This is a genomic window from Mucilaginibacter gossypii, assembly GCF_017569325.2.
GTDB lineage: Bacteria > Bacteroidota > Bacteroidia > Sphingobacteriales > Sphingobacteriaceae > Mucilaginibacter > Mucilaginibacter gossypii.
In genome coordinates, this window is sequence record NZ_CP071878.2 from 2,930,898 (window position 1) to 2,956,279 (window position 25,382).

Genomic DNA, 25,382 nt, shown 5'->3' on the forward strand with positions numbered 1-25,382 from the left:
TGTTCCATTTTCTGAGAGTGAAAACGCGGAACGCTTTAAAAATGAAACACATTGATTATCGAATACATAATATTTTACACGAAACACTGTTAAATATCTAACTATCAACAATTAAAACTTTAAGGAGTAAGCGCTTCCGGTTTCACATACGAGCTAAAGCACCATTTTTATTTAGCCTATTTTTAAGCTTTTTTTTGATTTTTTAGATTTGGCCGCGCCGGCTAGAAATAGCGCTGACAAAATGTTGCCACCAAAGTTATGAGTGTAAATACTGTTTATTATCTACCATTCCACTATCTTATAATTCCTGTACTCACCAACGCGCCATCCCGTAAGGTCTTCAACCTTTTGCAATGCCTTACGACGGAAGTCCATACCAGCCCTTAGCTTTTTGGAGTCAAAATCGATATTCCAATTGGTAGCCGCAATTCGTTTTTGCATTGGCGCCGGATGTGTGCCGGTAAAGCGGATGAGACGGTCGGCATTGCTATAGTCAAACTCATAGGTTTCGGGCAGGTTTTGTGCCATCCAGTTTTCATCATGATAAAACTGGTTAAAGTTACGCACCTTGTTATTCAGTCCTTGCGGCGGCTTTGCCCAACCATAATGATAGATATAGGCATCAATTAGTTTTACGTTGATCTTCCGATCCTCAAGTCTGAAGCCCTGCGCGTCGCGATAGGCGTGGATACCCTTAATATTTTTGAGCAAACGAATTTCGCGGCGGTACCAGCGCCTTGAATGCCCGTAATAGTCATATGAGCCATAAAAATGCAGGTATTTAAATAATAAGCCTTCAATATTGGGTTTATTTAACGCTTCACGCATTTCCTTTTTGATAAGCGGATGATATTTTTCATGCACCGCTTCGTCGCCCTGGATATAGAAACACCAGTCGGCATCAGCTGATATCGCTGCAAAAGCCTTATCTGTTTCGGCAGCGAAAACCTTCCCTCCCTCCTTCAATGATTCATCCCAAACCGAATCAATGATTTTTATAGCCGGCGAGTTGATGCCCTCGATCAATCCCCGGGTACCATCATCGGAGTTACCTACCACTACAATAAATTCATCGCAAAGCGGTAATATGGATGTAATGGCCTCAACAATGGGATAATCATTACGTACAGCGTTCCTGATAAAGGTAAAACCGGATACTTTCATATGCGGCGTAAAGATAATAACAGAATTAAGACTTCAGGATACAAGATTCAAGACATCGCGTCCCGAGATCAACAGATTGCAGGTATCTTCAATTTGTGACATTGGGATTAGTGCATTTTGCATCCCGATGCGTTACTTTGCAAATAATAAAATTACTGCGCAGTTTTGCGGTAATCTATATCAATAAATATCACTATGAAGGCACTCGCCAGGCAACTTTTCAAAACTTTTCTTTTTTCGGTAATCATATCTATAGTAGCAAGTGCGGTTTATTACTCGCTGCAGCAAAAGGGTGTAAGTCAGGACCTAAACGGGATACTCCCCTCATTATCTGAAAGTGTGGCTTTGCTCAACATCTTTATTTTAATAATGACTTTGCCCATGTTGTTTTTGGCCAACCCCGTATACTACAACAATCTATCTATAAGGCTGGTGCTTTATTTTTCCGGCGCTGTTGTATTTGTTATTACTGCTTTCCGTTTACAGCTAAACCCCGAAAACAAAACGCTTTACTTTATTACGGCTATTAGTTTTATCGTAGTACACAGCGTTTTCTATTATCTAATGACCAAAAAACGACGTTAAGCCATTGTTGTTTAAAGCATTTATAGGCTTTTTGAAAGATTTAGGCTAAACTTGCATCTTCAAATATGAAAGCATTTTACGGAGATTTAAAACTGGGTATTTTAGGCGGCGGACAATTAGGCCGCATGCTGATACAGCAAGCCATAAACTATAATGTTACTGTTAAAATTCTTGATCCCGACCGCGAAGCACCATGCCGCAAACTGTGTGACGAGTTTACCGTAGGCTCATTGAGTGATTATGAAACCGTTTATAACTTTGGTAAAACTGTCGACCTGCTTACCATTGAAATAGAAAAGGTTAACGTTGACGCCCTTGAACAGCTTGAAAAAGAGGGTGTACTGGTTTATCCGCAGTCGCGCATTATCCGGTTGATCCAGGATAAAGGCTTGCAAAAACAATTTTTTAAGGAAAACGATATCCCCACTGCCGATTTTCAGATCATATCATCGCCCCAGCAGCTACAACAAAGCCTGATCCCATTTCCGTATATCCAAAAATTGCGCAAAGACGGCTACGACGGCAAAGGTGTATATAAAGTAATTGACGAAAGTTACCTTGCCGGTGCCTTTAAAGAGCCAAACCTGATTGAGCAATGGATAGATTTTGAAAAAGAGATTGCGGTAATTGTGGCCCGTAATGAAAACGGCGAGATCAGCACGTTCCCGATGGTTGAAATGGAGTTCAACCCTAAAGCCAACCTCGTGGAGTTTTTGATCGCTCCCTCTACCCTTCCTTTCGCGATTCAACAAAAAGCAGAACAGATAGCTAAGAAAATAGCTGACAGCCTTAAAATTGTTGGTTTGCTGGCGGTTGAAATGTTTTTAGACAAACAAGGCCGCATCCTGGTTAATGAACTGGCCCCGCGCCCGCATAACAGTGGTCACCAAACTATTGAAGGCAATGTGGTATCGCAATTTGAGCAGCATTTAAGGTCGATATTTAATCAGCCTTTGGGCGATACAGCATGCCTTAACAATGCCATTATGGTAAACGTTTTAGGCGAAGCGGGTTATGAAGGACCAGCTATTTACCAGGGCATCGAAAAAGTATTGAAAGTACCGGGTGTGTATATTCACCTTTATGGTAAAGCTTTAACTAAACCATTTAGGAAGATGGGGCATGTTACTATTGTAGATGCCGATAGAGAAAAGGCGATTGAAAAGGCAAAATTTGTGCAAAAGACACTGAAAGTAATTAGTTAGTTGATAAAGAAATAACCACGCGTCATTGCGAGGTACGAAGCAATCCCAAACTATGCTAATCGGGGATTGCTTCGTACCTCGCAATGACGCTTATAAAATACAACCATGAGTACCACTACAAAAGTCGCCATTATAATGGGCAGCAAATCCGATTTAAATGTAATGCAGGATGCTGCTGATGTTTTAGCCGAATTAGGCGTTGAATACGAAATAACCGTGGTATCGGCCCACCGCACACCCGATCGCATGTTCAGCTATGCACGCGCCGCTGCCGACAGGGGCATTAAAGTGATCATTGCCGGAGCCGGCGGTGCAGCCCATTTGCCGGGCATGGTAGCCTCATTAACCCATTTGCCGGTGATTGGAGTACCGGTAAAATCAAGCAACTCTATTGACGGCTGGGATTCCATCCTATCTATACTACAAATGCCAAACGGTATCCCGGTAGCCACTGTAGCTTTAAATGCAGCCAAAAACGCGGGGATCCTCGCTGCACAGATCCTGTCAACAGGAGATGAATACCTGGTAAAAAACCTTATCGACTTTAAAGAAAACCTTAAAAAGAAAGTTGAGGAGTCGGCAAGGGAAATGGAAGATAGTGATTAGAGGTTGGAGATTAGAGATTAGTTAGCTCAAGCTTATACAAGTTAAATGAGAAAAGGCCGTAGTAAATTATGGCCTTTTCTCATTTCTAAATATTATAGTCTAACCTCTAATCTCCAACCTCTAATCACTCATCTTAATTCAATGCCGGATTTTCCGGAAAATTAGCAATGTGGGCATACCGCTGGCCAAGACTGATCACCACCTTGCGCCATAGATTTTGTTCATCGAGGGTAAATAGTGTTTCTATATCAAACTTATTAGTCACAATCCAGCTGTCTTCTTTTATTTCTTCATCAAGTTGCTGAGGCGTCCAACCCGAATATCCGGCAAAAAATTTAATTTCCTCGGTGCTTAACTGGTAATTGGATACTAAATATTTCACCTGCTCAAAATCGCCGCCCCAGTAAAGGCCATTTGCTATTTCAATGCCGCCTTCTATTTTGTCAGGCGCGCAATGGATAAAATGCAGTGTATTTTTGGCTACCGGCCCCCCCTCATAAACAGGCATTTCAGAGTATGATACATCAGGCAGTACATCGCCCAATAAATACTCGCTTTGATGGTTCAGGATAAAGCCCATAGCTCCTTCTTCAGAGTATTCTGTTAAAATTATTACGGACCTCCTAAAATTCGGATCCATCATAAACGGTTCCGAAATGAGTAAATGGCCTGCCGCGGCCGCTATAGGACTAAGCATAAAGTTTAGCGTTTAAATACATAACAAGCATAGCAAAAATATGTTCAATTATGAATAATGATTTACATCATTATATACGGTTTAATTAATTTGTAAGTTTGCATCAAAATGAATCAGCAGGAAATACAAAATTTAAGGCAGGACTATAGTGCCTCTACCCTATCAGAAAACAGCACTAAGGGCGATCCTATTAAACAGTTTGAACAATGGTTTAACGAAGCTTTGGAGGCAAAATTGCATGAACCCAACGCTATGACGCTTTCAACTGCCACCGTAACCGGCAAGCCTTCGGCACGTATTGTACTTTTAAAAGGCTTTCATGCAGGCGGTTTTATATTCTTCACCAACTACTTAAGCCGCAAAGGCAAAGAGATAGCCAAAAACCCCCAGGGCGCGTTAACATTTTTTTGGGGAGGCCTTGAGCGCCAGGTGCGTATTGAAGGCACTATTGAAAAAGTAAGCAAAGAAGAGTCTGAAAAATATTTCCATTCGCGCCCTAAAGGCAGCCAGGTTGGCGCAATAGTATCTCCACAAAGCCAGGAAATTGAAAGCCGCGATGCATTGGAGCAAAAGTGGAACGCACTGGAGGCCGAATATGCTGATAAAGAAGTACCTAAACCATCGTATTGGGGTGGATATATCTTAAACCCGCAATTGGTGGAGTTTTGGCAAGGCCGGCCAAGCCGCATGCACGACCGCATCCTGTATAAAAAAACTGATAAAAAAATCTGGAAAAAAGTACGCCTTGCACCATGAGTTTTGATGATATTAAAAACCTGCTCACCGAAAAACTTGGTGATACGGTAATTACCGGCGAAGAAACAGGCGGTCTGCAACCCGCCTTGTTAATTAACCCTGATGATATTACAGCCGTATGCCTGGAGTTGCGGAACAATTCTAAAACTTATTTCGATTTTTTGTCGAGCCTGAGCGGTGTGCATTATAATGACGAAGCAAACCGCTATGGTGTGGTTTATCACCTGGCATCAATCCCTTATAAAACACAACTTACTTTAAAAATAAGCAAAGCCCATCCAAAAGAAAGTACTGAACTGCCCGAATTTAAAAGCGTGACCCCTGTTTACCGCACTGCCGACTGGCATGAGCGCGAAACATATGACATGCTGGGGATTTACTTTGAAGGGCACCCCGATCTTCGCCGGATTTTGCTGCCCGACGATTGGGAAGGTTTCCCTTTACGGAAAGATTACCAGAACGCCGAATTTTATAAAGGCATCAGGATAGATTAACCTCAAATAAGCTTTCCTGGTGTTAACGGAGCGAAATGAGCCAAAGGCAGGCTATTAAATAACAGCTTTGTTTACTTCATTTTTACAGCGAAAGTAGCCCATAAATAAAAAAAAAAGCTGATTTTTGGTATCCGGCAATATGCCCCAAGCAATATATGACCGGATATAAATTTAACCGGATATAAAATTGGTCATTACAAACCCCAAATACGAAGAAGCACTCCTCAGGTACAATAAAAAGATAGCCGGGGCCAGCGTTGAGGATATGGTACTTAATGTAGGTCCGCAACATCCCTCAACGCACGGGGTTTTGCGCCTGGAATTAATTACCGATGGCGAGATAGTAAAAGAGGTGATCCCCCATATCGGCTACCTGCACCGCTGCTTTGAAAAACATGCCGAATCATTAACCTACCAACAAACCATCCCTTTTACCGACAGGATGGATTACCTGGCTTCGATGAACAACAGCCACGCCTTTGTAATGGGTGTTGAACGGATGATGGGTATTGACAAGGATATCCCTAAACGTGTTGAATACATCCGCGTGCTGGTTTGCGAGCTAAACCGCATAGCATCGCACCTGATAGCCATTGGCACTTACGGCATTGATATAGGCGCCTTTACCCCCTTCCTGTGGTGTTTCAGGGACAGGGAGCATATTATGGGGATGCTGGAGTGGGCATCGGGCTCACGTATGCTGTACAATTACATTTGGGTAGGCGGTTTATTTTACGACCTGCCGGTTGGTTTTGAAGAACGCTGCCGGGATTTTGTGGAGTATTTTAAACCTAAAATGGTTGAGCTAAACCAATTGCTTACCGACAACCAGGTATTTATTTCGCGCACAGCAAATGTGGGCGTTTTGCCGCTTGATGTAGCTATTAACTATGGCTGCTCGGGCCCAATGTTGCGCGCATCGGGCTTAAAATGGGATTTGCGGCGGATTGATAATTATTCGGCCTACCCCGAAATTGATTTTGAAATCCCGATTGGGCAGGGGCTGATGGGCAAAGTTGGCGATTGCTGGGACAGGTACAAGGTACGCGTTGATGAAATTGAACAATCACTAAGAATAATTGAACAATGCCTTGACCGTTTGCAAAAAGAGTTAAAGCGCACGCCTGATTTTGATCCCCGCGCTAAAATGCCCCGCAAAACCATTCCCAAAGCACAGGATTATTATGTACGGTGTGAAGGCGCCAAAGGCGAGCTTGGCTTTTATTTTATTACAGACGGCAAATCAGAGATCCCAACCCGTGTAAAATCCCGCGGGCCGAGCTTTAATAATCTTTCGGTACTGCCGGAGCTATCCAAAGGTGTGTTAATTGCCGATTTGATAGCGATAGTAGGTTCTATCGACTTTGTTTTGGGCGAGGTGGACAGGTAGAGCCGTCTGAACTCGAATTAAACGAATTGTAAGAATTTAATGAATTTGCTAAGCTTTCTGTTAATTCTTCAAATTCTATAAATTCGAGTTCAGACAAACAAAAAAAGAGACCCCTCACGGCGTCTCCTGTCATTTTAATATATTAATTTTTATTGGAATGGGCTAATGATTACTGGTTATACACTTTAACCATAAACACGTAGTTTTTGAGCTTGCTGCTCTGTTGTGTACGGCTTAATCCAGCTAACTTATTCTTTGTGTTAAGATTAAGCGTTTTCGACAACGAATCGGTTGGAATATTTTGTATCGCCTTTAACAGGTAAGTTGATTTTTTAGCAAAATATGCACCTGCAACCTGGGTTTGACGTGCTGTAATTACACCTATCACGTTTCCTTTTTCATCAAGTAAGGGTCCGCCTGAATTACCGGGGTTTACCGGAACAGAAATTACATATTCGGTAGTATCGCCCGAATAATTTGCTGCCGAAGCTAAATAACCTCCTCCATAAACCATATTATCGGCCGGGTACCCGAGTGTGTATACGCTCTCTCCAAGATCGCCTTCCGCCCTTTTAACGTTATATGGTATAGGGCCAAGGTTTTTAAATGATGGATCATTGATCTGTAAAATAGCCAGGTCATACTGTGGTTCGGTATAAATAACCTTAGCATGAAATGATTCGCCCACGGCATTCTGCACATAAACCGAATCGGCATTTTTAATCACATGGTAATCTGTAGCCAGGTAACCATTTGATGTAAGCGCAAAACCGGTGCCCCTGAAATTTGCTGGTGTCCTGGTTATTTTAGGTTTTACCGGAGTACGTCCATGGCCTATCTGAGCAACCGTTTTCTCCATGTTGTTGATCTTTTCGCTCAGTTGCTGATATTTTGACTTATCATTATTCAGCTTACCTGTCAGGATCAGGATAGTCAAAACGCCAAAGATCGCAATTGAAGCGGCCACCGATATTTTTGAGTGGTGATTACGCCACATACGCACAATCCATACCGGGTGGATCATCACTTCTTCTTTCAAAGCATGAACATCAATTTCATTATGAATGGCGTTTAAGCGATTCTCAAGCTCAAGGCGTTCGCCATATTGCTTCAGTAAGCCTATAAACTTAACATGCTCGGTAACTTTACTTTCAACAGCCGCGTCGTTTTTGCGGAGCAGCTCAAATTGAACACGTTCTTCAGCGGTCATGCTACCGTCGAGATACCGTTCAATAAATTCTGTTAGTTGGTTATCACTCATCTCTTGATCTCCTTATTTCTGCTGAAAAAATAGTTTCTTCAGCCTTTGCAGGCATTTATACTTCTGCGTTTTGGCATTATCCGCATTGGTGTAACCAAACCGCTCACAGATCTCCTGCATCGATCTGCTTTTTATATAAAAATCTTCCATAATGGTTTTACAGGGTTCGCCTAATAACTGGAGCGCACTCTCCATTTTACCAAACTGGATATCCCTGTCGTTATGGTTATCAATTTCTTCTTCAACGGGCAGGTGTTCTTCAAAATCCCTGATATCACCGCCATATCGGTTCATTTGGCTCAGCCTTTTAAGCCAAAGCCGCCGGCAAACTGAGTATATATATGTTTTAAGCTTGCTGTTTAGCTCAAAATCACCCGCTTTAATTTTATTATAAAGAACGATAATGGCTTCCTGGTAAATATCCTTCGCGTCATCCTCATCGCCATTGTTGTTGATGATCAACTGTAATATCATCGGAAAGTAGGTTGTGTAGAGCCTTTTCAGCACTACCTCCGAATTATTAAGTATCCCAAGAACTATTTCACTATCTGTTGGAGCCGAAGCTTTTAAGTCTTTATTCACTCTTAATACTATTTAGGTCAAATTGTAACCCACTATTATCAAAAAAAATCAAACTAAAATAAATTAATAACATTGGCATTACATTTCATTACCTGTAACAATTGTGTAATGCATTAATTTACCGTTAATACCGGCGGGTAAACAAGGTAACCCCAATGTTAAAAACTATGCAGGCAAATCTGCAATAAAAAAACCGCTTGCAAAAACCGATACGTAAACTATAAACCCTATGGAATTTACAAAGGTTTAATTTTTATGGGTTACCTTTTCCATTAATGCGTATTAAGTAACAAACGATCACAAAACGTTAACATTTTAAAAATTAAGAAAATGAAAAACACATTTAAATTAGCATTCGTAGCATTAGTTCTGGCAGCTTCTTTTTCAGCTTGTGGCGGTGACGCTAAAAAAACTGATGGCGATACTACTAAAACAACTGTAGTTGACTCAACTAAAGTTGTTACTGACTCTACTAAAACTGACACTACTAAAGTTGTTGCTGATACTACTAAAAAAGACACCACCAAGAAATAATTATTTCTGATAAGATAGAAAGTAGTTAAATATCATTTTTAATCTTTTTCTATTGATTTTTTAGTTATCCATCAATAAAAAAGGTGACTTGTAATTTTTTTTCAAAATTATGGGTTACCTTTTTTTATTTCTGGTATTAAGCTGTAAACTATTAAATCACTTATTAAAAAAATTAAACATGAAAAATTTCAAATTAGGCTTTTTAGCTTTAGCTATCGCTGTTTCTTTCGCTGCTTGTAAAGGTTCTTCATCATCTTCTGCTGCTGATTCAACTAAAGCTGATTCTTCTAAAATGGCTGCTGATACTACTAAAGCTGACACTTCTAAAATGGCTGCTGATACTACTAAAGCTGACACCACTAAAAAAGACACTACTAAAAAGTAATTTAACTTTTTATGTAAAAAAACGTCCCCGGAAAACCGGGGGCGTTTTTTTTTACCCAAAACCGCCAAACAATTTCTATTGGTATTGCTTAATGTGATACATAATAAAATATGAAATATTCTGAATGGAAAACGCTTAGTGCCGATGAGCGTCAAAATATTGGCTGGCACCGTCATCCGCATATACGCACTGCAACCCTTTTTGCCATAGTTTTTGCGATAACATTTATTATTGTGGTACTTGGCATAAGTAAAAACAGCACAATTCATCTTAACCGCAAACCAACTGCAAAGGAAGCTTTTACCATGGCGAAATTATTTGTAAAGGAAAAGCTGAAACAACCTCAAAAAGCTGTTTTTCCTAACAATAGTTTTAAATCGGTTATTGATACAACAACTAATAGCTACGAGGTACAATCAACGGTAAAAATTGAGAACGATAGGGGCAAAATGGAACAATCGGCCTGGGAAGTTAAAATGTTGTATACGGATGGTGACTGGGCCGAGAAAAATAGCTGGCAAGTTAAAAAAATAGACATTATTCCTCAGCCATAAAACCAACCGCTTAACAGTAATCATAAAAAAGGAGCAGTTATAAAACTGCCCCCGGTGGTTAATTAGTTATCAATAAATTTAGTGAACAGTATCACGCAGGGCTTTAATCTCGTCATGAGCATCAAGCAGCTCACTTTCCTGCTGGCTGATTGTTTCGCGCAGGTAGGCCGGTAAATTTTCGTCTTCAAGCGCGGTACGGTATGCTTTTAAAATGGCATCTTCGCCAAATTCGCATTCCTCCAGCACGTTGTGGGTATCATGTCCGGTAAATGCGGCTTTAACGTCAAGCCAGGCCCTGTGTATTTTGCCGCTGGTGGTTGTACCGGTTTCAATGTCATTTCCAAAAGCGCTAACCTCTGTACCCAAAGCAAGCCTGTAACCCTGGCTTTGGCCAATAAACCGTGTGAAAAGCGATTTTAGTTCGGCATCGCTATCCTTCAAATCCTTTGAGGCGCGTTGATAGCCCTCAATCCTGTCATTGTTGATCTGTATCAGATCATTTAAAATCTCTACAGTTGCTTGTGTATTTTCCATGATTAGATGTTTTTATATAATATCAACCCCTTTAAAATTAAATTGTTTAATTAATTATATAAAAAATAATCCAAAATGAAAATTAGCTTTTCCCCCTAAATAAAGAGATCACCCAAATAACAATAGCGATAACAACTATTACAGCTATGATACCGGTTACTGCTCCGGCCTTAAAAATATCGCCTATAACCGAGCACCCGCTCATAGTTAATAAGGCAAAAATAAATAATAAAAGGTGTGCGTTTTTCATGGTTAATGTTTAAATAGATAAAAGTATGATGGTTGGTTAGTTCCCCGGTTACTATTGATAAAAGGAATGCAATAATCAGGCCTTTTTAACATTAGGCTAACTGGAGGGAACGAATTTAAATAGCGGTATATTTTAGCTAATTAATTGTATAGGTATGTATACAATGATGCCTGCAGATAATAAATAAGCGGTCGCTTTTAGCCGGAATTTAATAGCCGAAATAATTTCTAAATAATCCTCAAATTTTAAAACCAAACACTGCCATTAATCGTTCATAACATAATTAGTTATAAACCAATTAAACATATCAATAATTTAAAGATTATAGAAGGTTACATGTTTACACCGGCTGCCTACAGCAGGTTTGTTGCGTTTAGCATAAAATAATTTATTAACAATTTATCTCCAACCAACTATGATAATACCGGTACAACCAAACATTCAATGTGAAAACTGCATTAAATGCGGTAACAGGCCTCATGTTGAACAGCATAAAAAATATTGGGTACTTACATGCCCTAACAAGAGCTGCAAAAACTTTGTAAAAGCGCTCACTATCGACTTTGCCACCTGGAACCGGCTCAACAAAAAGGCCAATGAAATACCGGCTACAACTGAAACCTTAAAACGCACGGCTTAATTACAGGAGAAGGATAGCAAGCGCCATAAATCCACAAAAATTTTTTATGGCTTAACTCAGATGAGTACATTTACACGCTACTCTACTGGTTAAGCTATGACAAATGCACTTCTATCAATAAATAAAGCAACTGTACGTTTTTTAAATACGACATTATTTACCGGCTTAAGCTTTAGTATAAAAAAAGGCGAAAGCTGGGCTCTTATCGGCGAAAGCGGATCGGGGAAAAGTGCCCTGCTACAAACCATAGCCGGGCGTTTTAATATCACAGGGGGTGAAATAGATTATCATTTCTGGAATGAGTACTCCAAATTTTTCAAGGCCGGTGATATTGCCACGCCACATAAGCTTATAGCCATGGTTGAGCCTAAACATCATTTCCGCAATCTTTCAAACACTACTGATTTCTACTACCAGCAACGCTATAATTCATCCGATTCGGAAGATGCGCTTACCGTTATAGACTATCTTAATACGATACCGCACTTTCCCGGCACCGATACATCCTGGACATTTGAAAGAGTAGTTTCATTATTACGGCTCGAACCACTGCTCAATAAACAGATCATTAAACTATCAAACGGCGAAACCAAACGCCTGATGCTGGCAGCCGCCCTGCTTAAAAATCCAGTACTATTAATGCTGGACAGCCCCCTAACCGGCCTTGATATAAAAACCCGCGAAGAATTTAATGGCATTATTGAGCAAATCATGGCATCAGGTATTAACATCATAATAGCCACCTCTATCCATGAAATCCCAACAGCTATTACCCACGTCGCCGTGTTAAGCAAAGGGGCTATTATCCACGAAAGCCTAAAACAGGATTTTAAAGCAGAACTTTTTGAGCAGGACAAAAGCGATACAATTGATACCAATGAATTGAATGCCTTACTCAACATCGATAAAAACCCTGCCACTTACAAGCACATTGTAAAAATGGATCAGGTACACATTAAGTATGGCGATAAGGTGGTGCTGGATGATGTAAACTGGCAGATTAACCCTGGAGAACATTGGGCTTTGCTGGGTCCTAACGGGGCAGGCAAATCAACGTTGCTAAGCTTAATCAACGGAGATAACCCACAGGCTTATGCTAACAACATTATTTTATTTGATAAAAAACGCGGGACAGGCGAAAGCATCTGGGATATCAAAAAAAAGATCGGCTTCGTATCGCCCGAACTGCATCAGTACTTCCCTACTGATAATAGCAGTTTGCAGGTAATCGAGTCGGGCTATTACGACACCCTCGGCTTATTCAGGCCAAGCAATAAAGACCGTGCAGAGGTTGCTTTACGATGGATGAAGGCTTTGGAAATTGAAAAGTACGCGCGTGTATTGCTCAAAAACATCCCGGCAAGTGCACAACGCCTCTGTCTGCTTGCCCGGGCGCTCATTAAAAATCCGGCACTGCTTATTTTTGATGAACCCTGCCAGGGAATGGACGATCATCAGCAACTCCACTTTAAAAACCTGGTTGATACCATTTGCAGCCTGGGCAATGTTACACTTATTTATGTTACCCACTATCAGCATGAAATACCCAACAGTGTTGATAAAGTTTTGAGGTTGGATAAGGGAAAGGTAGTTTCTTGAGGCTAAAGGCTAAAGGCTAAAGGTGAATGCTTTAGATGAACGACTGTTTTGCACCATTACATTTATTTGTCAATTATTTAACAGCCGTTAAAATCAAATTACCAACTTGCGTATATTTGCGTGATATGAATACAGCCGATCTGTTGCAGCGCGCTTTGCGGTTTGATTTTTTAACGCTTGAAGAAGGCGTTTACCTGTATAACAACGCCTCTACTGCCGAGTTGATGTACACTGCCAACGAACTTCGTAAAATACAGGTTCCGCATGGCAAGGTTACCTGGCAAATTGACCGTAATGTTAACACTACCAACGTTTGTATAGCCAATTGCAAGTTTTGTAATTTCTTTCGCCGTCCTGGTCATGAGGAAAGCTATATTACTGATATTGAAACTTATAAAAAGAAGATCGAGGAAACATTTCGGTACGGTGGCGATCAACTGCTGTTACAGGGCGGGCATCACCCCGATCTGGGACTGAAATTTTATACCGATCTTTTTCGCGAACTGAAACAGCTTTATCCGAAATTAAAACTGCATTCATTAGGTCCGCCGGAAATTGCGCACGTTGCCAAATTAGAGGGCATGGCGCATATTGAGGTACTAAGAGCAATGAAGGAAGCAGGCCTGGATTCATTACCGGGTGCAGGTGCCGAGATCCTGAACGACCGCGTACGCCGACTGATATCAAAAGGCAAATGCGGCGGTAAGGAATGGCTTGATGTAATGCGTGCCGCTCACCAACTTAACCTGCCAACATCTGCTACAATGATGTTTGGCCACATTGAAACTATTGAAGAGCGCTTTGAGCATTTGGTTTGGATCCGCGAGGTACAGGCCGAAAAACCTGAAGGCAACTATGGTTTTATAGCATTTATCCCCTGGCCTTTCCAGGATGATGGTACCCTCTTACGTAAAGTACGCGGTATTACCAATAATGTTACCGGCGACGAATATATCCGCATGATTGCCTTGAGCCGGATCATGCTGCCTAATATAAAAAATATTCAGGCTTCATGGCTTACCGTGGGTAAACAGGTTGCCCAAATTTGCTTGCACGCCGGTGCTAACGATTTTGGATCGATCATGATTGAAGAAAACGTTGTATCCGCAGCTGGTGCACCTCACAGGTTTACTGCTAAAGGCATCCAGGAATCCATAAAAGAAGCCGGCTTTGAGCCCCAGCTTCGTACCCAGCGATACGAGTGGCGCGAAATTCCCGTTGAAATTGAAGAACAGGTTATAAATTATTAAGCCCTTAGTAGCAGTAGCAGTGAAAAAATAACTGCTACTAAAAACTGCAACTGCCACTGACTAAAAATGGAACAATACATAGAGGCCCTAATTTTTGCATCAGAGCAGGCAATCCGGTTGGAAGAGATCATGTATTGCCTCCAGGCTGCTTTTGAGCGTGATTTTGATATACAAGAAGTAACCGATGCTATAGGCAGGATCCACGAAAAATACCAGCATCATAGCTTAGCTATTGAGCTGGTTAAAATTGGCAACGGCTATCAATTCCTCACAAAAAAGGAATATCATGCTGTTATTAACCTTTTGCAGCTGCAACGGTCAAAGAAAAAACTAAGCCAGGCCGCTTTGGAAACCCTGGCTATCATCGCCTACAAACAACCCGTAACTAAGCCCGATATAGAACAGATCAGGGGTGTAAACTGCGATTATTCGATCCAAAAGTTACTCGAAAAAGAGCTAATAGCTATAATTGGCAAATCAGAAGGGCTCGGAAAACCTATCCTTTATGGTACAAGTGCTTTGTTTATGGACTATTTTGGCATTAACAACATTGAGGAATTACCTCAACTTAAGGACTTTACAAACAACACGGCCACCATTGGCGAGCAATCAGAATAATTTTAATTTCTGTTTTAAAAAAAACCATTTTTCATTATTTTTACTATTGAATCAATAGGGTAAAAGATTTTAGAAACGCTTTTCTTTATCTGATTTTAATTATTATTATTGACAAAGTTTAATTTATAAAATCCATTACAATGGGAGCGCCAAAGAAACCGAACACTAAAAAGATCGAAAACTCAGATAATGATCCTGATGATGATGATGAGTTTGACCCAAAAGTGAAAAAGAAGGTAGTTGATGACGATGATGATGATTTTGACGGACCATTAGATGATGATCTGGGCAGGGGTTACGAGTCATTCGATGACGACGACGAAGACGACTATTAATTCTTTTTAATACATAACATTTTACAAAGCATTCAGACTATGCCTCTGGATGCTTTTTTTATTATCTACCGGTAGCGTACAATAAATGAAAGTAACAGAAGTAAAGGACAAAGCAACAAAAAAGGCTTTTTTAGATGTGGTCCGCATCATTTATAAAGATGACGATAACTGGGTTTGCCCGCTTGATAATGATATTGAAGCTGTATTTAACCCGGCAAAAAACAACTTTCATCAACATGGTAAATGTACCCGTTGGATCCTGACAGATGACAATGGCCATCTAATTGGCCGGGTTGCTGCTTTTATTAATGAAAAAAAGGCATACAATTACGAGCAGCCAACCGGCGGTATGGGTTTTTTTGAGTGTATCGATAACAAAGAAGCTGCCTTTTTTTTATTTGATACCGCGAGAAACTGGCTTAGGGAAAACGGCATGAAAGCCATGGACGGCCCCATCAACTTTGGCGAAAACGACAATTTTTGGGGCTTGCTGGTTGAAGGTTTCACCCCGCCCTCTTATGGAATGAACTATAATCATCCGTATTACAAGGCCTTTTTTGATGAGTACGGCTTTAAAACACTGTACTCGCAGATCACTAACCATGTTGACGCTCATAAACCTTTCCCCGAGCGGTTTACCAAAATAGCTAATTGGGTAGCCAAAAAGCCCGGGTATGATTTCAGGCATTTTGAAATGAAAAAAATAGAAAAATTCGCAGCTGATTTCATTGAGGTTTATAACGATGGATGGAAAGATTTCGAAAACTTTGTTCCTATCACATACGATACGATCATGGAAAGCTTCGAAAAAATGAAGCCCCTAATGGACGAAAAATTGATTTGGTTTGCTTACGTTGACGATGAACCAGCATCTTTTATGATCATTTTACCCGATGCCAACCAGATGCTTAAACCGCTAAACGGCAAACTGAACCTGATAGGTAAGCTCAAATTTTTATACTACCGCTGGAAAGGGGTATCCCGCATGCGGGCTATTGTGATGGGCACAAAACAAAAGTACCAAAAGCATGGCCTCGAGTCGGCTATGTTTATAAAATTAAAGGAATATGTATTGCCTCTCAAGCGTTATGATGAGCTTGAACTATCCTGGGTAGGCGATTTTAACGACAAAATGATAGCCATCCATGAAGCAGTTGGCGCTACATTTGGCAAAAAGCATTTAACAATGCGTTACATTTTTGATTAGCCCGGCCAAACCGGGCCACCAAATTATGCGGTTACTTTTGAATGTCGAAGTTCTTCAAATAGCTCAATTACTTTTTTCTGCAAATCGATTACTTCAGTTTCACGGTCCATTAAGCGTTTGTTAACGGTTTCAAGCTCGTTAACAAATTTCTGATCCTGTTCGGTATCATTAAATGTAAGCAACTGAACTACTGACATTTCAAACAGGTTTGCTATCTGCTCAAGCCTTGATAAATTAATATCAGTGATCCCTGTTTCAATCTTTGAGAAAGCAGGAATTGAAATATCCAATCTCTTTGCAACATCCTCCTGGCTCCACCCCTTTTGATGACGTAATAATCTGATTTTTTTTCCGAGAGTTTTCATTTGGTTAAATTAATAGTGTAGGTTTCGCAAAAGTTAATTACTTTACAATAATATTTATTATCACGCTAATTATCAACTAATTTGCGTAATTTTTTATTTTAAAGTGTAGTTAATTGTTGCGATTGGCAAATCCCTTAAATTAAAGCAAATAAATCATTCTAAAACATACCTGCTACACGGTATTTTTTTCGAGTAATTTAGGTCTGGATTTTCATCCCATTGTAATTTAGTGCGCAAAAAAGCGCAAAAAATTCTTCTTTTTAAAATTAAAATTTCATTTTTGTACTGTAATATTTTTTATTACAGATAAATGAACGGACAATTTCAAATAGCAACCCATGTATTAACCCTGCTTTGTAAACAACCGGGCGAGCTATTATCGTCTGACTATGTTGCCGGCAGCATGAACGTAAACCCTGTTCTGGTACGTAAAGAAATGCGCAAATTACGCGCCTGCGGGCTTATTGAAAGCAAGGAAGGTAAAACAGGCGGTTATTGCCTTGCCCTCCCCCCTCAAAAAATAACCCTTGCCGATGTTTATAAAGCTGTAAAACTGCCGCCGGCTTTAGGCCAGGCTAAAAATAAGCCCAACCCTGCCTGCCCTGTCGGCAAGCAAATTGGCGCTCATCTTGATCATTTGGCCGATGAGGTTGAAGCAGCCATTATCACAAAACTAAGCACCATAACCATTTTTGATTTTGTAAATCAATTTGATTAAAAAAATTTAAAACAAACTGTAACAAATTTAATTACAATATAAAAGCAAAAACAATGAAAATCGCATTAATTGGAGCCACAGGTTTTGTAGGCAAAGCTGTTTTAAACGAAGCATTACAACGTGGACACGAGGTAACTGCCATAGCCCGTAACCCGAAAACAGATATTGAAAACCCTAAATTAACACTCAAAACCGCCGATGTATATAACGTTGATGAGTTAACCGAAACATTGAAAGGTCATGATGCTGTTGTAAACTCATTTAACGCCGGCTGGGCTAATCCTAACCTGTACAATGATTTTATTAAAGGGTCAGAGGCTATACAACAGGCCACTAAACAAGCTGGTGTAAGCCGCCTGTTAGTGGTAGGCGGTGCAGGCAGCCTTTTTATTGCTCCTGGCGTACAATTAGTTGACAGCCCTCAATTCCCCGCCGAATGGAAAACAGGCGCCACAGCGGCCCGCGATTACCTGAACATCATCAAAAAAGAAGAAGATTTAGACTGGACCTTCCTGAGCCCGGCTATACACCTGCATCCTGGCACCCGCACAGGCGTATACCGCAACGGTACGGATGAGCCTGTGTTTAATGACAAGCACGAACACGAAATTTCGGTTGAAGATTTGGCAGCTGCTATATTGGATGAACTGGAAAACAACCAGTTTGTGAAAAGAAGGTTTACTGTGGGATATTAGCCAGAACCTTGATTTGCAGTATTTTAGGATTCCCCTGATAGAAAGTAAAAAGCTTATGAAGTTTTATTCTTCATAAGCTTTTCTTTTTGCTACAATAAATCAGGCCATCGTAAAATCCTACGAATCAAGGTTCATTTAATAAACTTAGCAGCTACCCATTCTTTATCTTTTTTATGGGTAATGTATTTCAGGCCATATTTGCGGGCTTCGTCGGTAATGATATCCAAGTCTGGCGATTCATAGAAACCACTGAAGTAAATCTCACCATCGGTCTTTAACGCTTCAGCATAACGCGGCATCTGGTCGATAAGGATATTGCGGTTGATGTTGGCCAGGATAGTATCATATTGCTCATCCGGGATAACTTCTTTTGAGCCACACAGCGGCTTAATATTACCCACATTATTCAAAACCGAATTTTCGATGGTGCTTTCGTAACAAACCTGGTCATAATCAATGGCGGTGATATCGTCGGCACCCAGTTTGGCTGCCATAATAGCAAGGATCCCCGTACCGCAACCCATGTCAAGCACTTTTTTACCGGCAAATTCATTTTCAAGCATCAGCCCCAGCATCATAGCTGTGGTTTGATGGTGGCCGGTACCAAACGCCATTTTAGGATCAATAACAATCTCATAATCAAACTCAGGCTTTGGTTCATGAAAGGTTGCCCGTACATAAATCTTATTCCCTATCTCTATAGGTTCAAAATTACTTTCCCACACTTCGTTCCAGTTTTTTTGCGGAATGAGCATTATCTCGTAACTAAAAGTAAACAGGTCTTTATAGGGTAAAAGTTGTGCATCAAGCGCCTGCTGGTCAAAAACATCTTCGGGAATATAAGCTTTAAAGCCAAGCTCAAGCTCTTCAAAAGTATCAAAACCTATCTCACCCAAAGCATTTATCAGCAGGTCTTGCTGGTAATCTTCGGTAGTGATGGTGGTAAAAAACAGTTCGTAGTAATTCATTTTGATTTTTTTCGTCATTAACCTTCACCAGGAATCCGGTCAGCCGGCAGAGAATTTAAGCGGCAGCTTCAGGTTCAGCCGGCTCGCTATCTGCGCTTATCCTCTTCCTGTCGAGCAAATACAGTACAACAAAGTTAACAATCCAGTAAACAACTTGTATTTCGGTCATATACCACCAAAAACTAAACAGGGGGCTATATCCATCCTCGGGCAACCATATAATATAGCTTAGGGCACCGGCAAATAATATACAAACCAGGGCAATGCAGCTTCCGGCAATAAAGCGCGCCGAAGCTCCTTTATGTTTAACCCAATTCCAAAGTGGTATGATGATCAGGTACTGGGTGAGGACTCCATCTGCAAGCAATAAGGTCCAAAAAAGGCTGAAGTAGGCCATGAGGCTATACAGGTTACCATTACCAATTTCGCCAATGCGCATAGGGTGATCGGGCATATTGAGGTACACCACCGCCCAAAACACGCCAAAATCGACCAAAACTGGTAAAAGAACTTTTAAAAGCTTCATGCTTCTGTTAGATTTGAAATGTGAGATATGAGATTTGAGAATTTATTTTTCATAAACAGCCCAACCCTTTTTCTGTTTGAAATTAGGTTTGAGCATTTTCTCATATCTCATATCTAAAATCTCATATCTAATATTAATTAAACGTTTTAACAATATCCGTAAAATCGCGCGATTTCAAAGAAGCACCGCCGATAAGGCCGCCATCAATATCAGGCTGAGCAAACAGTTCGGCAGCATTGGTTGGGTTGCAGCTACCGCCGTATAAAATGGTAGTAGCATCAGCAACTTCCTGGCTATACTTAGCGGCAATTTCTTTACGGATAAATTCGTGAATTTCCTGTGCTTGTGCTGATGTAGCAGTTACACCTGTACCAATAGCCCAAACCGGCTCATAAGCAATAACCAATTTAGCAAAAGCTTCAGCATCAAGGTGAAAGATACCATCTACCAACTGAGTTTTGATCACATCAAAATGTGTATTGGCTTCACGCTCCTGCAAGGTTTCGCCAATGCAGAAGATAGGGCGAAGATCATTTTTTAAAGCAGTATCCGTTTTTTTGGCAAGCAAAGCATTGGTTTCGCCAAAATACTGGCGGCGTTCTGAGTGGCCAAGGATCACATAAGCGGCACCGGTAGATTTAATCATCTTAGCAGAGATCTCACCTGTGTAAGCACCTTTTTCTTCCTGGTGGGCATTTTGTGCACCAACAGCAATTTTGCTATAACCTTTTGACAATTGCACCAGGCTATGAATGTGGATGAACGGACTGCAGATCACTGCTTCCTGCGTGCCGGTAGCCTCATCTTTTACCATGTTGATGATCTCTGAAAATAAAGCTAAACCTTCATTATAATCAAGGTTCATTTTCCAGTTTCCGGCAACGATTTTCTTTCTCATGATTTTATTATTTTATTTATTAGTGAATGGTTGATTGGGTTGATTAGGTGAGTAGTTCATAAAGTTCAATTAAATGGTGATATTACCCCACTCACCTAATCAACCACTCACCAAAATCAAAACTGCCTATACTTCTCCGTCTGTTCAAATATGGCTGTTAATAAATTCTGTTCGATTTCATCAAAATCACGGTGATCGCGGCGGTCGAATACTTTCTGAGCGGTTTCAAACATTTTATTGATCAAATAAACTTCGAAGCCCTGCGCGCCTCCCCATGAAAAGTCGGGCACAAAGTTACGCGGAAAACCTGCTCCAAAAACATTGGCCCCTACCCCTACTACTGTACCGGTATTAAACATGGTATTGATCCCGCTTTTTGCATGATCGGCCATAATGAGGCCGCAGAATTGGAGGCCCGTTTTACGGAAACGTTGTGTACTGTAATCCCAAAGTTTTACTTCGGCGTAGTTATTCTTCAGGTTTGAATTGTTTGTATCAGCACCGATATTACACCATTCGCCTAAAACCGAGTTGCCAAGGTAGCCTTCGTGACCTTTTGAGGAATATCCCCAAATTACCGAATTATTTATTTCGCCCCCAACCCGGCAATACGGCCCAACGGTGGTAGCACCATAAATCTTAGTCCCCATTTTCACCTGCGAATGTTCGCAAATAGCAAATGGCCCGCGGATATGGGTACCTTCCCAAATTTCGGCATTAGCCGAAAGGTAAATCGGTCCGTTAGTTGTGTTAAATGTCGAACATTCGGCAACAGCACCTTCTTCAGCAAAAAAGTCATCACCTATAATAACGTTGGTTGAACTGATAGCCGCGCTTGTTCGTCCTTTAGTAAGCAGTTGAAAATCTTTACGAAGCTCAATGTCATTTTTTCTGAAAATATCTTCAGGGTATTTGATCGATAAAAAAAGGTTAGAATAGTTTATCACATCGCCAAAATCAGCATTAGCGTCAAAACTTTCCGCATCCGGGGCATTAAGTTTAACGGCTATTAACTGATCATTGTATTTAAGCGCCTGCCCGGTTTGTAGTTTATCAATTGCTTCAACCAGGTTTTCATCCGGACATATAGCGCCATTGATAAAAACGTTATCAGCCTCAATATTTACCGGGAACTTAATCTTTAAGTAATCAAGCGTTTGAAAAGAATAAGCGCTTTTTAAATGCCTGGCCCATTTTTCGGCAATGGTAAGCATCCCGATACGAAGATCGGCAACCGGCCGGGTATAGGTAAGCGGTAACAGCGTATGGTGTGCGTTATCGTCAAAAAGGATAATTGCCATGGCGCAAAAATAAAAAAAGTCCCGACTGCAAAGCCGGGACTTGTAAATATTAATTAAACAAAAATTACTTTTTGTTGTAACGTGAGCGGAATTTGTCAATACGACCTGCAGTATCAACCAGTTTCATTTTACCGGTGTAGAACGGGTGGGAAGTGTGAGAAATCTCTAATTTAACCAATGGATATTCGTTACCATCTTCCCATTTAACGGTTTCGCGGGTATCGATGCAAGATTTAGTGATAAAAGAGTAGTCGTTTGACATATCTTTAAATACAACTAACCTATAGTTTGATGGATGCAGATCTTTTTTCATTATATTATATAAACTTACCTTCTGTACTTTACTTAAAAGAGGTGCAAATGTAATAATAAAAGTGAAAACTGGAAAAGCAAATTAAAAATATTATCTGAATCAGAATTTACAGAATTTTAGGATTAACATAATACTAACCGCAACATGCCTAATTAAACTTAAGCATCTGTAAAACACGCTTTTCAATTCTATAAATTCTCAAATTCTGTAAATTCTGATTCAGACAGCCATTTCCTGGCACAACTCTACCAACACCCCATTAGCACTTTTGGGGTGCACAAAGCAAACCAGTTTATTATCTGCGCCTTGCTTAGGCTTATCATTTAACAAAACAAAACCCTCATTTTTAAGGCGTTTCATTTCAGCTTCAATATCATCTACCTCAAAAGCTATATGATGAATCCCCTCGCCTTTTTTCGCTATAAACTTGGCTATAGCGCTATCATCATTAAGGGCCTCGAGCAGTTCAATTTTGTTTGGCCCGCTTTGCAAAAAGGCGGTAACCACATGTTCGCTCTCAACAGTTTCGGTTTTATATACAGGTGTATTCAGCAATTTGGAGTAGATTTCCCCTGCTAACTTAACACTGTTAACTGCAATGCCAATGTGCTCCACTTTGTTCATGTCCAAATATTGTAAATTATTGGTCAGCTTTGGTTATTTGCGAAGGAATTTAGCTGAATTTCAATAAAAACTTGCGTATCTTTGTTTTGTTAATATATTTCAAAAGGACTATGAATATCCCAATTTATTTAGATAACAATGCAACTACACCGATGGACCCAAGGGTACTGGAGGCTATGTTACCATATTTTAACGAAAAATTTGGTAATGCAGCAAGCCGTAACCACGCGTTTGGATGGGTTGCAGAGGAGGCGGTTGATTACGCACGCGAACAGGTAGCCAAATTGATAGGCGCATCTGAAAAAGAGATCATCTTTACCTCTGGTGCTACAGAATCAGATAACCTTGCTATTAAAGGGGTGTTTGAAATGTACAAAGACAAAGGTAACCACATCATAACTACCGTTACAGAGCATAAAGCTGTACTTGATGCCTGCAAACACGTTGAAAAACTGGGCGGCAAAGTAACTTATTTGCCAGTTAAAGAAGATGGTTTGGTTGATCTTGCAGTTTTAGAAGCGGCAATGACGCCTGAAACCATCCTGGTATCGATTATGTATGGCAACAATGAAATTGGTGTTATTCAGCCAATTAAAGAAATTTCGGCTATTGCCCACAAACACGGCGCATTATTTATGACCGATGCTGTACAGGCTGTAGGTAAGATTCCTGTTGACGTTAATGCTGATGGTATTGATCTTTTGGCTTTATCAGCACACAAAATATACGGCCCTAAAGGTGTTGGTGCATTATATGTACGCCGTAAAGGACCAAGGGTTAAAGTTACAGCCCAAATGGACGGTGGCGGTCACGAGCGCGGTATGCGTTCAGGTACCCTTAACGTACCGGGTATTGTTGGTTTAGGTAAAGCATGCGAACTTTGCGGCCAGGAAATGGAAAGTGAAGCAAAACGCCTTTCAGCTTTGCGCGATAAATTGCAGTCGGCTTTAACTGTATTGGAAGAAAGCTATGTAAACGGTAACGTTGAACACCGCTTACCACATGTTGCCAACATTTCATTTAAATATGTTGAAGGTGAAGGTTTGATGATGGCCATGAAAGATCTGGCTGTATCATCAGGTTCGGCTTGTACTTCTGCTTCATTGGAGCCATCATACGTATTGAAAAGCTTAGGCCTGTCTGATGACCTGGCACACTCTTCTATCCGTTTTGGCTTAGGTCGTTTCACTACCGAAGAAGAAGTTGATTACGCAATTGAAGTAACCAAAAAAGCGGTTACCCACCTGCGCGACCTTTCACCACTATGGGAAATGTTTAAAGAAGGTATCGACCTTAACTCAATTGAGTGGGCAGAACATTAATTTAATTTCGGATTTGGGATTTTCGATTTCGGATTTACCATTTCAGATACTAAAAGAATAAATATTACGAGTTTAAATTATTCAATAATTCACTAACTCACTAATTCAATAATTAAAAAGACAATGGCATATTCAGATAAAGTAATCGATCACTACACTAACCCCCGCAATGTGGGCACTTTGGATAAAAGCAGCCACAAAGTAGGTACCGGTTTAGTTGGTGCACCTGAGTGCGGCGACGTAATGCGCCTACAGATCCAGGTTGATGATAACAATGTTATCACCGATGCAAAATTTAAAACTTTCGGTTGCGGTTCAGCAATCGCTTCTTCATCATTAGCTACTGAGTGGCTTAAAGGCAAAAGCATTGATGATGCTATGAAAATCGACAACATGGACATCGTTGAAGAACTTGCCCTTCCACCGGTAAAAATCCACTGTTCAGTTTTGGCAGAGGATGCTATCAAAGCAGCGATCAATGATTTCCGCGTTAAAAACGGCTTAGCGCCAATTGAAAGCGAAAAAGTACATCACTAAGAAGATGTGAGATATTAGATGTGAGATTTGAGACTCATATCTGATTTGTATACGTATAATTGATTTTGATGATTTGCGGTGTGACTTGGTCTCATATCTCAAATCTCATATCTCAAATCTAAAAAAATGGTAACTGTAACTGATAAAGCAAAAAGCAAAATAGAACACCTGATGCAGGATGCAGGGCTTGATGCCTCGTACTTTCTGCGTGTATCTGTTCAGGGCGGTGGTTGCTCTGGCTTATCATACAATCTTGATTTTGATAACGAGGAGAAAAAAGGCGATCAGTTTTTTGAAGACCAGGGCGTACGTATGGCGCTTGACATGAAATCATTCCTGTACCTTGCAGGTACCGAACTTGATTTTTCTGACGGCCTTAACGGTAAGGGCTTCAATTTCCACAACCCTAACGCCAGTCGCACATGCGGCTGCGGCGAAAGTTTTTCGGTATAAATTCAACCTTAAAATA

At 40.6% G+C, this 25,382-nt stretch carries 33 protein-coding genes; 20 read left to right on the forward strand and 13 right to left on the reverse strand.

What is annotated here, in order from left to right:
• Positions 1-282: 282 nt before the first annotated feature.
• Positions 283-1,164: a glycosyltransferase family protein gene (locus J3L18_RS12240; RefSeq protein ID WP_129568747.1), complete on the reverse strand. Its 882-nt coding sequence runs from the start codon at positions 1,162-1,164 to the stop codon at positions 283-285.
• A gap of 195 nt (positions 1,165-1,359) precedes the next feature.
• Here J3L18_RS12240 and J3L18_RS12245 point away from each other — a divergent pair, with 195 nt between their 5' ends.
• The 3 genes from J3L18_RS12245 to purE all read left to right on the forward strand — a co-directional run bounded on the left by J3L18_RS12245 (position 1,360) and on the right by purE (position 3,560).
• Positions 1,360-1,749 carry a hypothetical protein gene (locus tag J3L18_RS12245; RefSeq protein WP_129568748.1) on the forward strand — a complete coding sequence of 130 codons (390 nt, stop codon included), beginning with the start codon at positions 1,360-1,362 and terminating at the stop codon, positions 1,747-1,749.
• A 65-nt stretch (positions 1,750-1,814) separates the two neighbouring features.
• The gene (locus J3L18_RS12250) at positions 1,815-2,954 is read left to right on the forward strand and encodes a 5-(carboxyamino)imidazole ribonucleotide synthase (RefSeq protein ID WP_129568749.1); all 1,140 of its coding nucleotides are present in this window, start codon (positions 1,815-1,817) and stop codon (positions 2,952-2,954) included.
• A gap of 105 nt (positions 2,955-3,059) precedes the next feature.
• Positions 3,060-3,560, forward strand: a complete 501-nt coding sequence (gene purE / locus J3L18_RS12255) for a 5-(carboxyamino)imidazole ribonucleotide mutase (protein ID WP_129568750.1) — start codon at positions 3,060-3,062, stop codon at positions 3,558-3,560.
• 133 nt (positions 3,561-3,693) lie between these two features.
• On the opposite strand, the gene J3L18_RS12260 is transcribed toward purE, so the two are convergent.
• Complete coding sequence (locus J3L18_RS12260) at positions 3,694-4,257, reverse strand: YqgE/AlgH family protein (RefSeq protein ID WP_129568751.1); 564 nt, start codon at positions 4,255-4,257, stop codon at positions 3,694-3,696.
• Positions 4,258-4,365: 108 nt separating this feature from the next.
• Between J3L18_RS12260 and pdxH the strand changes: the two genes are divergently transcribed.
• The 3 genes from pdxH (at position 4,366) to J3L18_RS12275 (ending at position 6,897) form a co-directional block, all read left to right on the forward strand.
• Complete coding sequence (gene pdxH, locus J3L18_RS12265; protein WP_091167996.1) at positions 4,366-5,013, forward strand: pyridoxamine 5'-phosphate oxidase; 648 nt, start codon at positions 4,366-4,368, stop codon at positions 5,011-5,013.
• The gene (locus J3L18_RS12270) at positions 5,010-5,507 is read left to right on the forward strand and encodes an NADH-quinone oxidoreductase subunit C (RefSeq protein WP_129568752.1); all 498 of its coding nucleotides are present in this window, start codon (positions 5,010-5,012) and stop codon (positions 5,505-5,507) included. Before pdxH ends, J3L18_RS12270 begins: the two co-directional genes overlap by 4 nt.
• A gap of 265 nt (positions 5,508-5,772) precedes the next feature.
• A complete protein-coding gene (locus J3L18_RS12275) occupies positions 5,773-6,897 on the forward strand; it encodes an NADH-quinone oxidoreductase subunit D (RefSeq protein ID WP_208102536.1) in 1,125 nt (374 codons plus the stop codon).
• A gap of 169 nt (positions 6,898-7,066) precedes the next feature.
• On the opposite strand, the gene J3L18_RS12280 is transcribed toward J3L18_RS12275, so the two are convergent.
• Positions 7,067-8,158: a S1C family serine protease gene (locus J3L18_RS12280; protein ID WP_129568754.1), complete on the reverse strand. Its 1,092-nt coding sequence runs from the start codon at positions 8,156-8,158 to the stop codon at positions 7,067-7,069.
• A gap of 12 nt (positions 8,159-8,170) precedes the next feature.
• Positions 8,171-8,740 carry an RNA polymerase sigma factor gene (locus tag J3L18_RS12285; protein ID WP_129568755.1) on the reverse strand — a complete coding sequence of 190 codons (570 nt, stop codon included), beginning with the start codon at positions 8,738-8,740 and terminating at the stop codon, positions 8,171-8,173.
• Between the two features lie 330 nt (positions 8,741-9,070).
• Between J3L18_RS12285 and J3L18_RS12290 the strand changes: the two genes are divergently transcribed.
• The 3 genes from J3L18_RS12290 (at position 9,071) to J3L18_RS12300 (ending at position 10,213) form a co-directional block, all read left to right on the forward strand.
• Positions 9,071-9,274, forward strand: coding sequence for a hypothetical protein (locus J3L18_RS12290; RefSeq protein WP_091168007.1), 204 nt, complete (start codon positions 9,071-9,073; stop codon positions 9,272-9,274).
• A 178-nt stretch (positions 9,275-9,452) separates the two neighbouring features.
• Complete coding sequence (locus tag J3L18_RS12295) at positions 9,453-9,659, forward strand: hypothetical protein (protein ID WP_090526183.1); 207 nt, start codon at positions 9,453-9,455, stop codon at positions 9,657-9,659.
• Between the two features lie 110 nt (positions 9,660-9,769).
• On the forward strand, positions 9,770-10,213 hold the full coding sequence (locus tag J3L18_RS12300) for a hypothetical protein (protein WP_091168009.1): 444 nt from the start codon (positions 9,770-9,772) through the stop codon (positions 10,211-10,213).
• 78 nt (positions 10,214-10,291) lie between these two features.
• On the opposite strand, the gene J3L18_RS12305 is transcribed toward J3L18_RS12300, so the two are convergent.
• The gene (locus tag J3L18_RS12305) at positions 10,292-10,747 is read right to left on the reverse strand and encodes a PA2169 family four-helix-bundle protein (protein WP_091168011.1); all 456 of its coding nucleotides are present in this window, start codon (positions 10,745-10,747) and stop codon (positions 10,292-10,294) included.
• Between the two features lie 82 nt (positions 10,748-10,829).
• Positions 10,830-10,997, reverse strand: a complete 168-nt coding sequence (locus tag J3L18_RS12310; RefSeq protein ID WP_189549141.1) for a hypothetical protein — start codon at positions 10,995-10,997, stop codon at positions 10,830-10,832.
• Positions 10,998-11,412: 415 nt separating this feature from the next.
• Between J3L18_RS12310 and J3L18_RS12315 the strand changes: the two genes are divergently transcribed.
• From J3L18_RS12315 to J3L18_RS12340, 6 genes are all read left to right on the forward strand, one after another.
• Positions 11,413-11,637, forward strand: coding sequence for a hypothetical protein (locus J3L18_RS12315; protein WP_090524834.1), 225 nt, complete (start codon positions 11,413-11,415; stop codon positions 11,635-11,637).
• Positions 11,638-11,733: 96 nt separating this feature from the next.
• Positions 11,734-13,236, forward strand: a complete 1,503-nt coding sequence (locus J3L18_RS12320; protein ID WP_129568756.1) for an ATP-binding cassette domain-containing protein — start codon at positions 11,734-11,736, stop codon at positions 13,234-13,236.
• Positions 13,237-13,361: 125 nt separating this feature from the next.
• Entirely contained in the window at positions 13,362-14,486 is a 1,125-nt protein-coding gene (gene mqnC / locus J3L18_RS12325; RefSeq protein ID WP_091168016.1) for a cyclic dehypoxanthinyl futalosine synthase, read from the forward strand.
• 66 nt (positions 14,487-14,552) lie between these two features.
• Positions 14,553-15,104 (forward strand): SMC-Scp complex subunit ScpB, encoded by a 552-nt coding sequence (gene scpB / locus J3L18_RS12330; RefSeq protein ID WP_091168021.1) that lies wholly within the window; start codon positions 14,553-14,555, stop codon positions 15,102-15,104.
• Positions 15,105-15,244: 140 nt separating this feature from the next.
• Positions 15,245-15,439, forward strand: coding sequence for a hypothetical protein (locus J3L18_RS12335; RefSeq protein ID WP_090524826.1), 195 nt, complete (start codon positions 15,245-15,247; stop codon positions 15,437-15,439).
• Between the two features lie 85 nt (positions 15,440-15,524).
• A complete protein-coding gene (locus J3L18_RS12340; RefSeq protein WP_129568757.1) occupies positions 15,525-16,646 on the forward strand; it encodes a GNAT family N-acetyltransferase in 1,122 nt (373 codons plus the stop codon).
• A gap of 23 nt (positions 16,647-16,669) precedes the next feature.
• On the opposite strand, the gene J3L18_RS12345 is transcribed toward J3L18_RS12340, so the two are convergent.
• A complete protein-coding gene (locus tag J3L18_RS12345) occupies positions 16,670-17,011 on the reverse strand; it encodes a helix-turn-helix domain-containing protein (RefSeq protein WP_090524822.1) in 342 nt (113 codons plus the stop codon).
• Positions 17,012-17,321: 310 nt separating this feature from the next.
• Here J3L18_RS12345 and J3L18_RS12350 point away from each other — a divergent pair, with 310 nt between their 5' ends.
• On the forward strand, positions 17,322-17,729 hold the full coding sequence (locus J3L18_RS12350) for an Rrf2 family transcriptional regulator (RefSeq protein WP_129568758.1): 408 nt from the start codon (positions 17,322-17,324) through the stop codon (positions 17,727-17,729).
• 53 nt (positions 17,730-17,782) lie between these two features.
• Entirely contained in the window at positions 17,783-18,424 is a 642-nt protein-coding gene (locus J3L18_RS12355) for an NAD(P)-dependent oxidoreductase (protein WP_129568759.1), read from the forward strand.
• Between the two features lie 131 nt (positions 18,425-18,555).
• Here J3L18_RS12355 and prmA read toward each other — a convergent pair whose 3' ends face one another.
• The 6 genes from prmA to mce form a co-directional block, all read right to left on the reverse strand.
• The gene (prmA, locus tag J3L18_RS12360) at positions 18,556-19,392 is read right to left on the reverse strand and encodes a 50S ribosomal protein L11 methyltransferase (RefSeq protein ID WP_129568760.1); all 837 of its coding nucleotides are present in this window, start codon (positions 19,390-19,392) and stop codon (positions 18,556-18,558) included.
• Positions 19,393-19,447: 55 nt separating this feature from the next.
• Entirely contained in the window at positions 19,448-19,918 is a 471-nt protein-coding gene (locus J3L18_RS12365; protein WP_129568761.1) for a hypothetical protein, read from the reverse strand.
• A gap of 133 nt (positions 19,919-20,051) precedes the next feature.
• Positions 20,052-20,816 (reverse strand): triose-phosphate isomerase, encoded by a 765-nt coding sequence (gene tpiA / locus J3L18_RS12370; protein WP_090524814.1) that lies wholly within the window; start codon positions 20,814-20,816, stop codon positions 20,052-20,054.
• A gap of 116 nt (positions 20,817-20,932) precedes the next feature.
• Entirely contained in the window at positions 20,933-22,117 is a 1,185-nt protein-coding gene (locus J3L18_RS12375; RefSeq protein WP_129568762.1) for a GlmU family protein, read from the reverse strand.
• Positions 22,118-22,181: 64 nt separating this feature from the next.
• A complete protein-coding gene (locus tag J3L18_RS12380) occupies positions 22,182-22,430 on the reverse strand; it encodes a type B 50S ribosomal protein L31 (protein ID WP_090524811.1) in 249 nt (82 codons plus the stop codon).
• 219 nt (positions 22,431-22,649) lie between these two features.
• The gene (gene mce / locus J3L18_RS12385; RefSeq protein WP_129568763.1) at positions 22,650-23,054 is read right to left on the reverse strand and encodes a methylmalonyl-CoA epimerase; all 405 of its coding nucleotides are present in this window, start codon (positions 23,052-23,054) and stop codon (positions 22,650-22,652) included.
• A 110-nt stretch (positions 23,055-23,164) separates the two neighbouring features.
• On the opposite strand from mce, the gene J3L18_RS12390 reads away from it, so the two are divergent.
• The 3 genes from J3L18_RS12390 (at position 23,165) to J3L18_RS12400 (ending at position 25,366) form a co-directional block, all read left to right on the forward strand.
• Positions 23,165-24,376: an IscS subfamily cysteine desulfurase gene (locus J3L18_RS12390; RefSeq protein ID WP_112655203.1), complete on the forward strand. Its 1,212-nt coding sequence runs from the start codon at positions 23,165-23,167 to the stop codon at positions 24,374-24,376.
• A 123-nt stretch (positions 24,377-24,499) separates the two neighbouring features.
• The gene (gene iscU / locus J3L18_RS12395; protein ID WP_076378185.1) at positions 24,500-24,913 is read left to right on the forward strand and encodes a Fe-S cluster assembly scaffold IscU; all 414 of its coding nucleotides are present in this window, start codon (positions 24,500-24,502) and stop codon (positions 24,911-24,913) included.
• Between the two features lie 126 nt (positions 24,914-25,039).
• On the forward strand, positions 25,040-25,366 hold the full coding sequence (locus J3L18_RS12400) for a HesB/IscA family protein (protein ID WP_090526181.1): 327 nt from the start codon (positions 25,040-25,042) through the stop codon (positions 25,364-25,366).
• Positions 25,367-25,382: the final 16 nt, after the last annotated feature.

What these genes read in the sequence shown, in the direction of transcription:
- J3L18_RS12240 (WP_129568747.1), bottom strand. Translation starts at nt 1,164, where the DNA reads ATGAAAGTATCCGGTTTTACCTTTATCAGGAACGCTGTACGTAATGAT.
- J3L18_RS12245 (WP_129568748.1), top strand. Translation starts at nt 1,360, where the DNA reads ATGAAGGCACTCGCCAGGCAACTTTTCAAAACTTTTCTTTTTTCGGTA.
- J3L18_RS12250 (WP_129568749.1), top strand. Translation starts at nt 1,815, where the DNA reads ATGAAAGCATTTTACGGAGATTTAAAACTGGGTATTTTAGGCGGCGGA.
- purE (WP_129568750.1), top strand. Translation starts at nt 3,060, where the DNA reads ATGAGTACCACTACAAAAGTCGCCATTATAATGGGCAGCAAATCCGAT.
- J3L18_RS12260 (WP_129568751.1), bottom strand. Translation starts at nt 4,257, where the DNA reads ATGCTTAGTCCTATAGCGGCCGCGGCAGGCCATTTACTCATTTCGGAA.
- pdxH (WP_091167996.1), top strand. Translation starts at nt 4,366, where the DNA reads ATGAATCAGCAGGAAATACAAAATTTAAGGCAGGACTATAGTGCCTCT.
- J3L18_RS12270 (WP_129568752.1), top strand. Translation starts at nt 5,010, where the DNA reads ATGAGTTTTGATGATATTAAAAACCTGCTCACCGAAAAACTTGGTGAT.
- J3L18_RS12275 (WP_208102536.1), top strand. Translation starts at nt 5,773, where the DNA reads ATGGTACTTAATGTAGGTCCGCAACATCCCTCAACGCACGGGGTTTTG.
- J3L18_RS12280 (WP_129568754.1), bottom strand. Translation starts at nt 8,158, where the DNA reads ATGAGTGATAACCAACTAACAGAATTTATTGAACGGTATCTCGACGGT.
- J3L18_RS12290 (WP_091168007.1), top strand. Translation starts at nt 9,071, where the DNA reads ATGAAAAACACATTTAAATTAGCATTCGTAGCATTAGTTCTGGCAGCT.
- J3L18_RS12295 (WP_090526183.1), top strand. Translation starts at nt 9,453, where the DNA reads ATGAAAAATTTCAAATTAGGCTTTTTAGCTTTAGCTATCGCTGTTTCT.
- J3L18_RS12300 (WP_091168009.1), top strand. Translation starts at nt 9,770, where the DNA reads ATGAAATATTCTGAATGGAAAACGCTTAGTGCCGATGAGCGTCAAAAT.
- J3L18_RS12305 (WP_091168011.1), bottom strand. Translation starts at nt 10,747, where the DNA reads ATGGAAAATACACAAGCAACTGTAGAGATTTTAAATGATCTGATACAG.
- J3L18_RS12310 (WP_189549141.1), bottom strand. Translation starts at nt 10,997, where the DNA reads ATGAAAAACGCACACCTTTTATTATTTATTTTTGCCTTATTAACTATG.
- J3L18_RS12315 (WP_090524834.1), top strand. Translation starts at nt 11,413, where the DNA reads ATGATAATACCGGTACAACCAAACATTCAATGTGAAAACTGCATTAAA.
- J3L18_RS12320 (WP_129568756.1), top strand. Translation starts at nt 11,734, where the DNA reads ATGACAAATGCACTTCTATCAATAAATAAAGCAACTGTACGTTTTTTA.
- mqnC (WP_091168016.1), top strand. Translation starts at nt 13,362, where the DNA reads ATGAATACAGCCGATCTGTTGCAGCGCGCTTTGCGGTTTGATTTTTTA.
- scpB (WP_091168021.1), top strand. Translation starts at nt 14,553, where the DNA reads ATGGAACAATACATAGAGGCCCTAATTTTTGCATCAGAGCAGGCAATC.
- J3L18_RS12335 (WP_090524826.1), top strand. Translation starts at nt 15,245, where the DNA reads ATGGGAGCGCCAAAGAAACCGAACACTAAAAAGATCGAAAACTCAGAT.
- J3L18_RS12340 (WP_129568757.1), top strand. Translation starts at nt 15,525, where the DNA reads ATGAAAGTAACAGAAGTAAAGGACAAAGCAACAAAAAAGGCTTTTTTA.
- J3L18_RS12345 (WP_090524822.1), bottom strand. Translation starts at nt 17,011, where the DNA reads ATGAAAACTCTCGGAAAAAAAATCAGATTATTACGTCATCAAAAGGGG.
- J3L18_RS12350 (WP_129568758.1), top strand. Translation starts at nt 17,322, where the DNA reads ATGAACGGACAATTTCAAATAGCAACCCATGTATTAACCCTGCTTTGT.
- J3L18_RS12355 (WP_129568759.1), top strand. Translation starts at nt 17,783, where the DNA reads ATGAAAATCGCATTAATTGGAGCCACAGGTTTTGTAGGCAAAGCTGTT.
- prmA (WP_129568760.1), bottom strand. Translation starts at nt 19,392, where the DNA reads ATGAATTACTACGAACTGTTTTTTACCACCATCACTACCGAAGATTAC.
- J3L18_RS12365 (WP_129568761.1), bottom strand. Translation starts at nt 19,918, where the DNA reads ATGAAGCTTTTAAAAGTTCTTTTACCAGTTTTGGTCGATTTTGGCGTG.
- tpiA (WP_090524814.1), bottom strand. Translation starts at nt 20,816, where the DNA reads ATGAGAAAGAAAATCGTTGCCGGAAACTGGAAAATGAACCTTGATTAT.
- J3L18_RS12375 (WP_129568762.1), bottom strand. Translation starts at nt 22,117, where the DNA reads ATGGCAATTATCCTTTTTGACGATAACGCACACCATACGCTGTTACCG.
- J3L18_RS12380 (WP_090524811.1), bottom strand. Translation starts at nt 22,430, where the DNA reads ATGAAAAAAGATCTGCATCCATCAAACTATAGGTTAGTTGTATTTAAA.
- mce (WP_129568763.1), bottom strand. Translation starts at nt 23,054, where the DNA reads ATGAACAAAGTGGAGCACATTGGCATTGCAGTTAACAGTGTTAAGTTA.
- J3L18_RS12390 (WP_112655203.1), top strand. Translation starts at nt 23,165, where the DNA reads ATGAATATCCCAATTTATTTAGATAACAATGCAACTACACCGATGGAC.
- iscU (WP_076378185.1), top strand. Translation starts at nt 24,500, where the DNA reads ATGGCATATTCAGATAAAGTAATCGATCACTACACTAACCCCCGCAAT.
- J3L18_RS12400 (WP_090526181.1), top strand. Translation starts at nt 25,040, where the DNA reads ATGGTAACTGTAACTGATAAAGCAAAAAGCAAAATAGAACACCTGATG.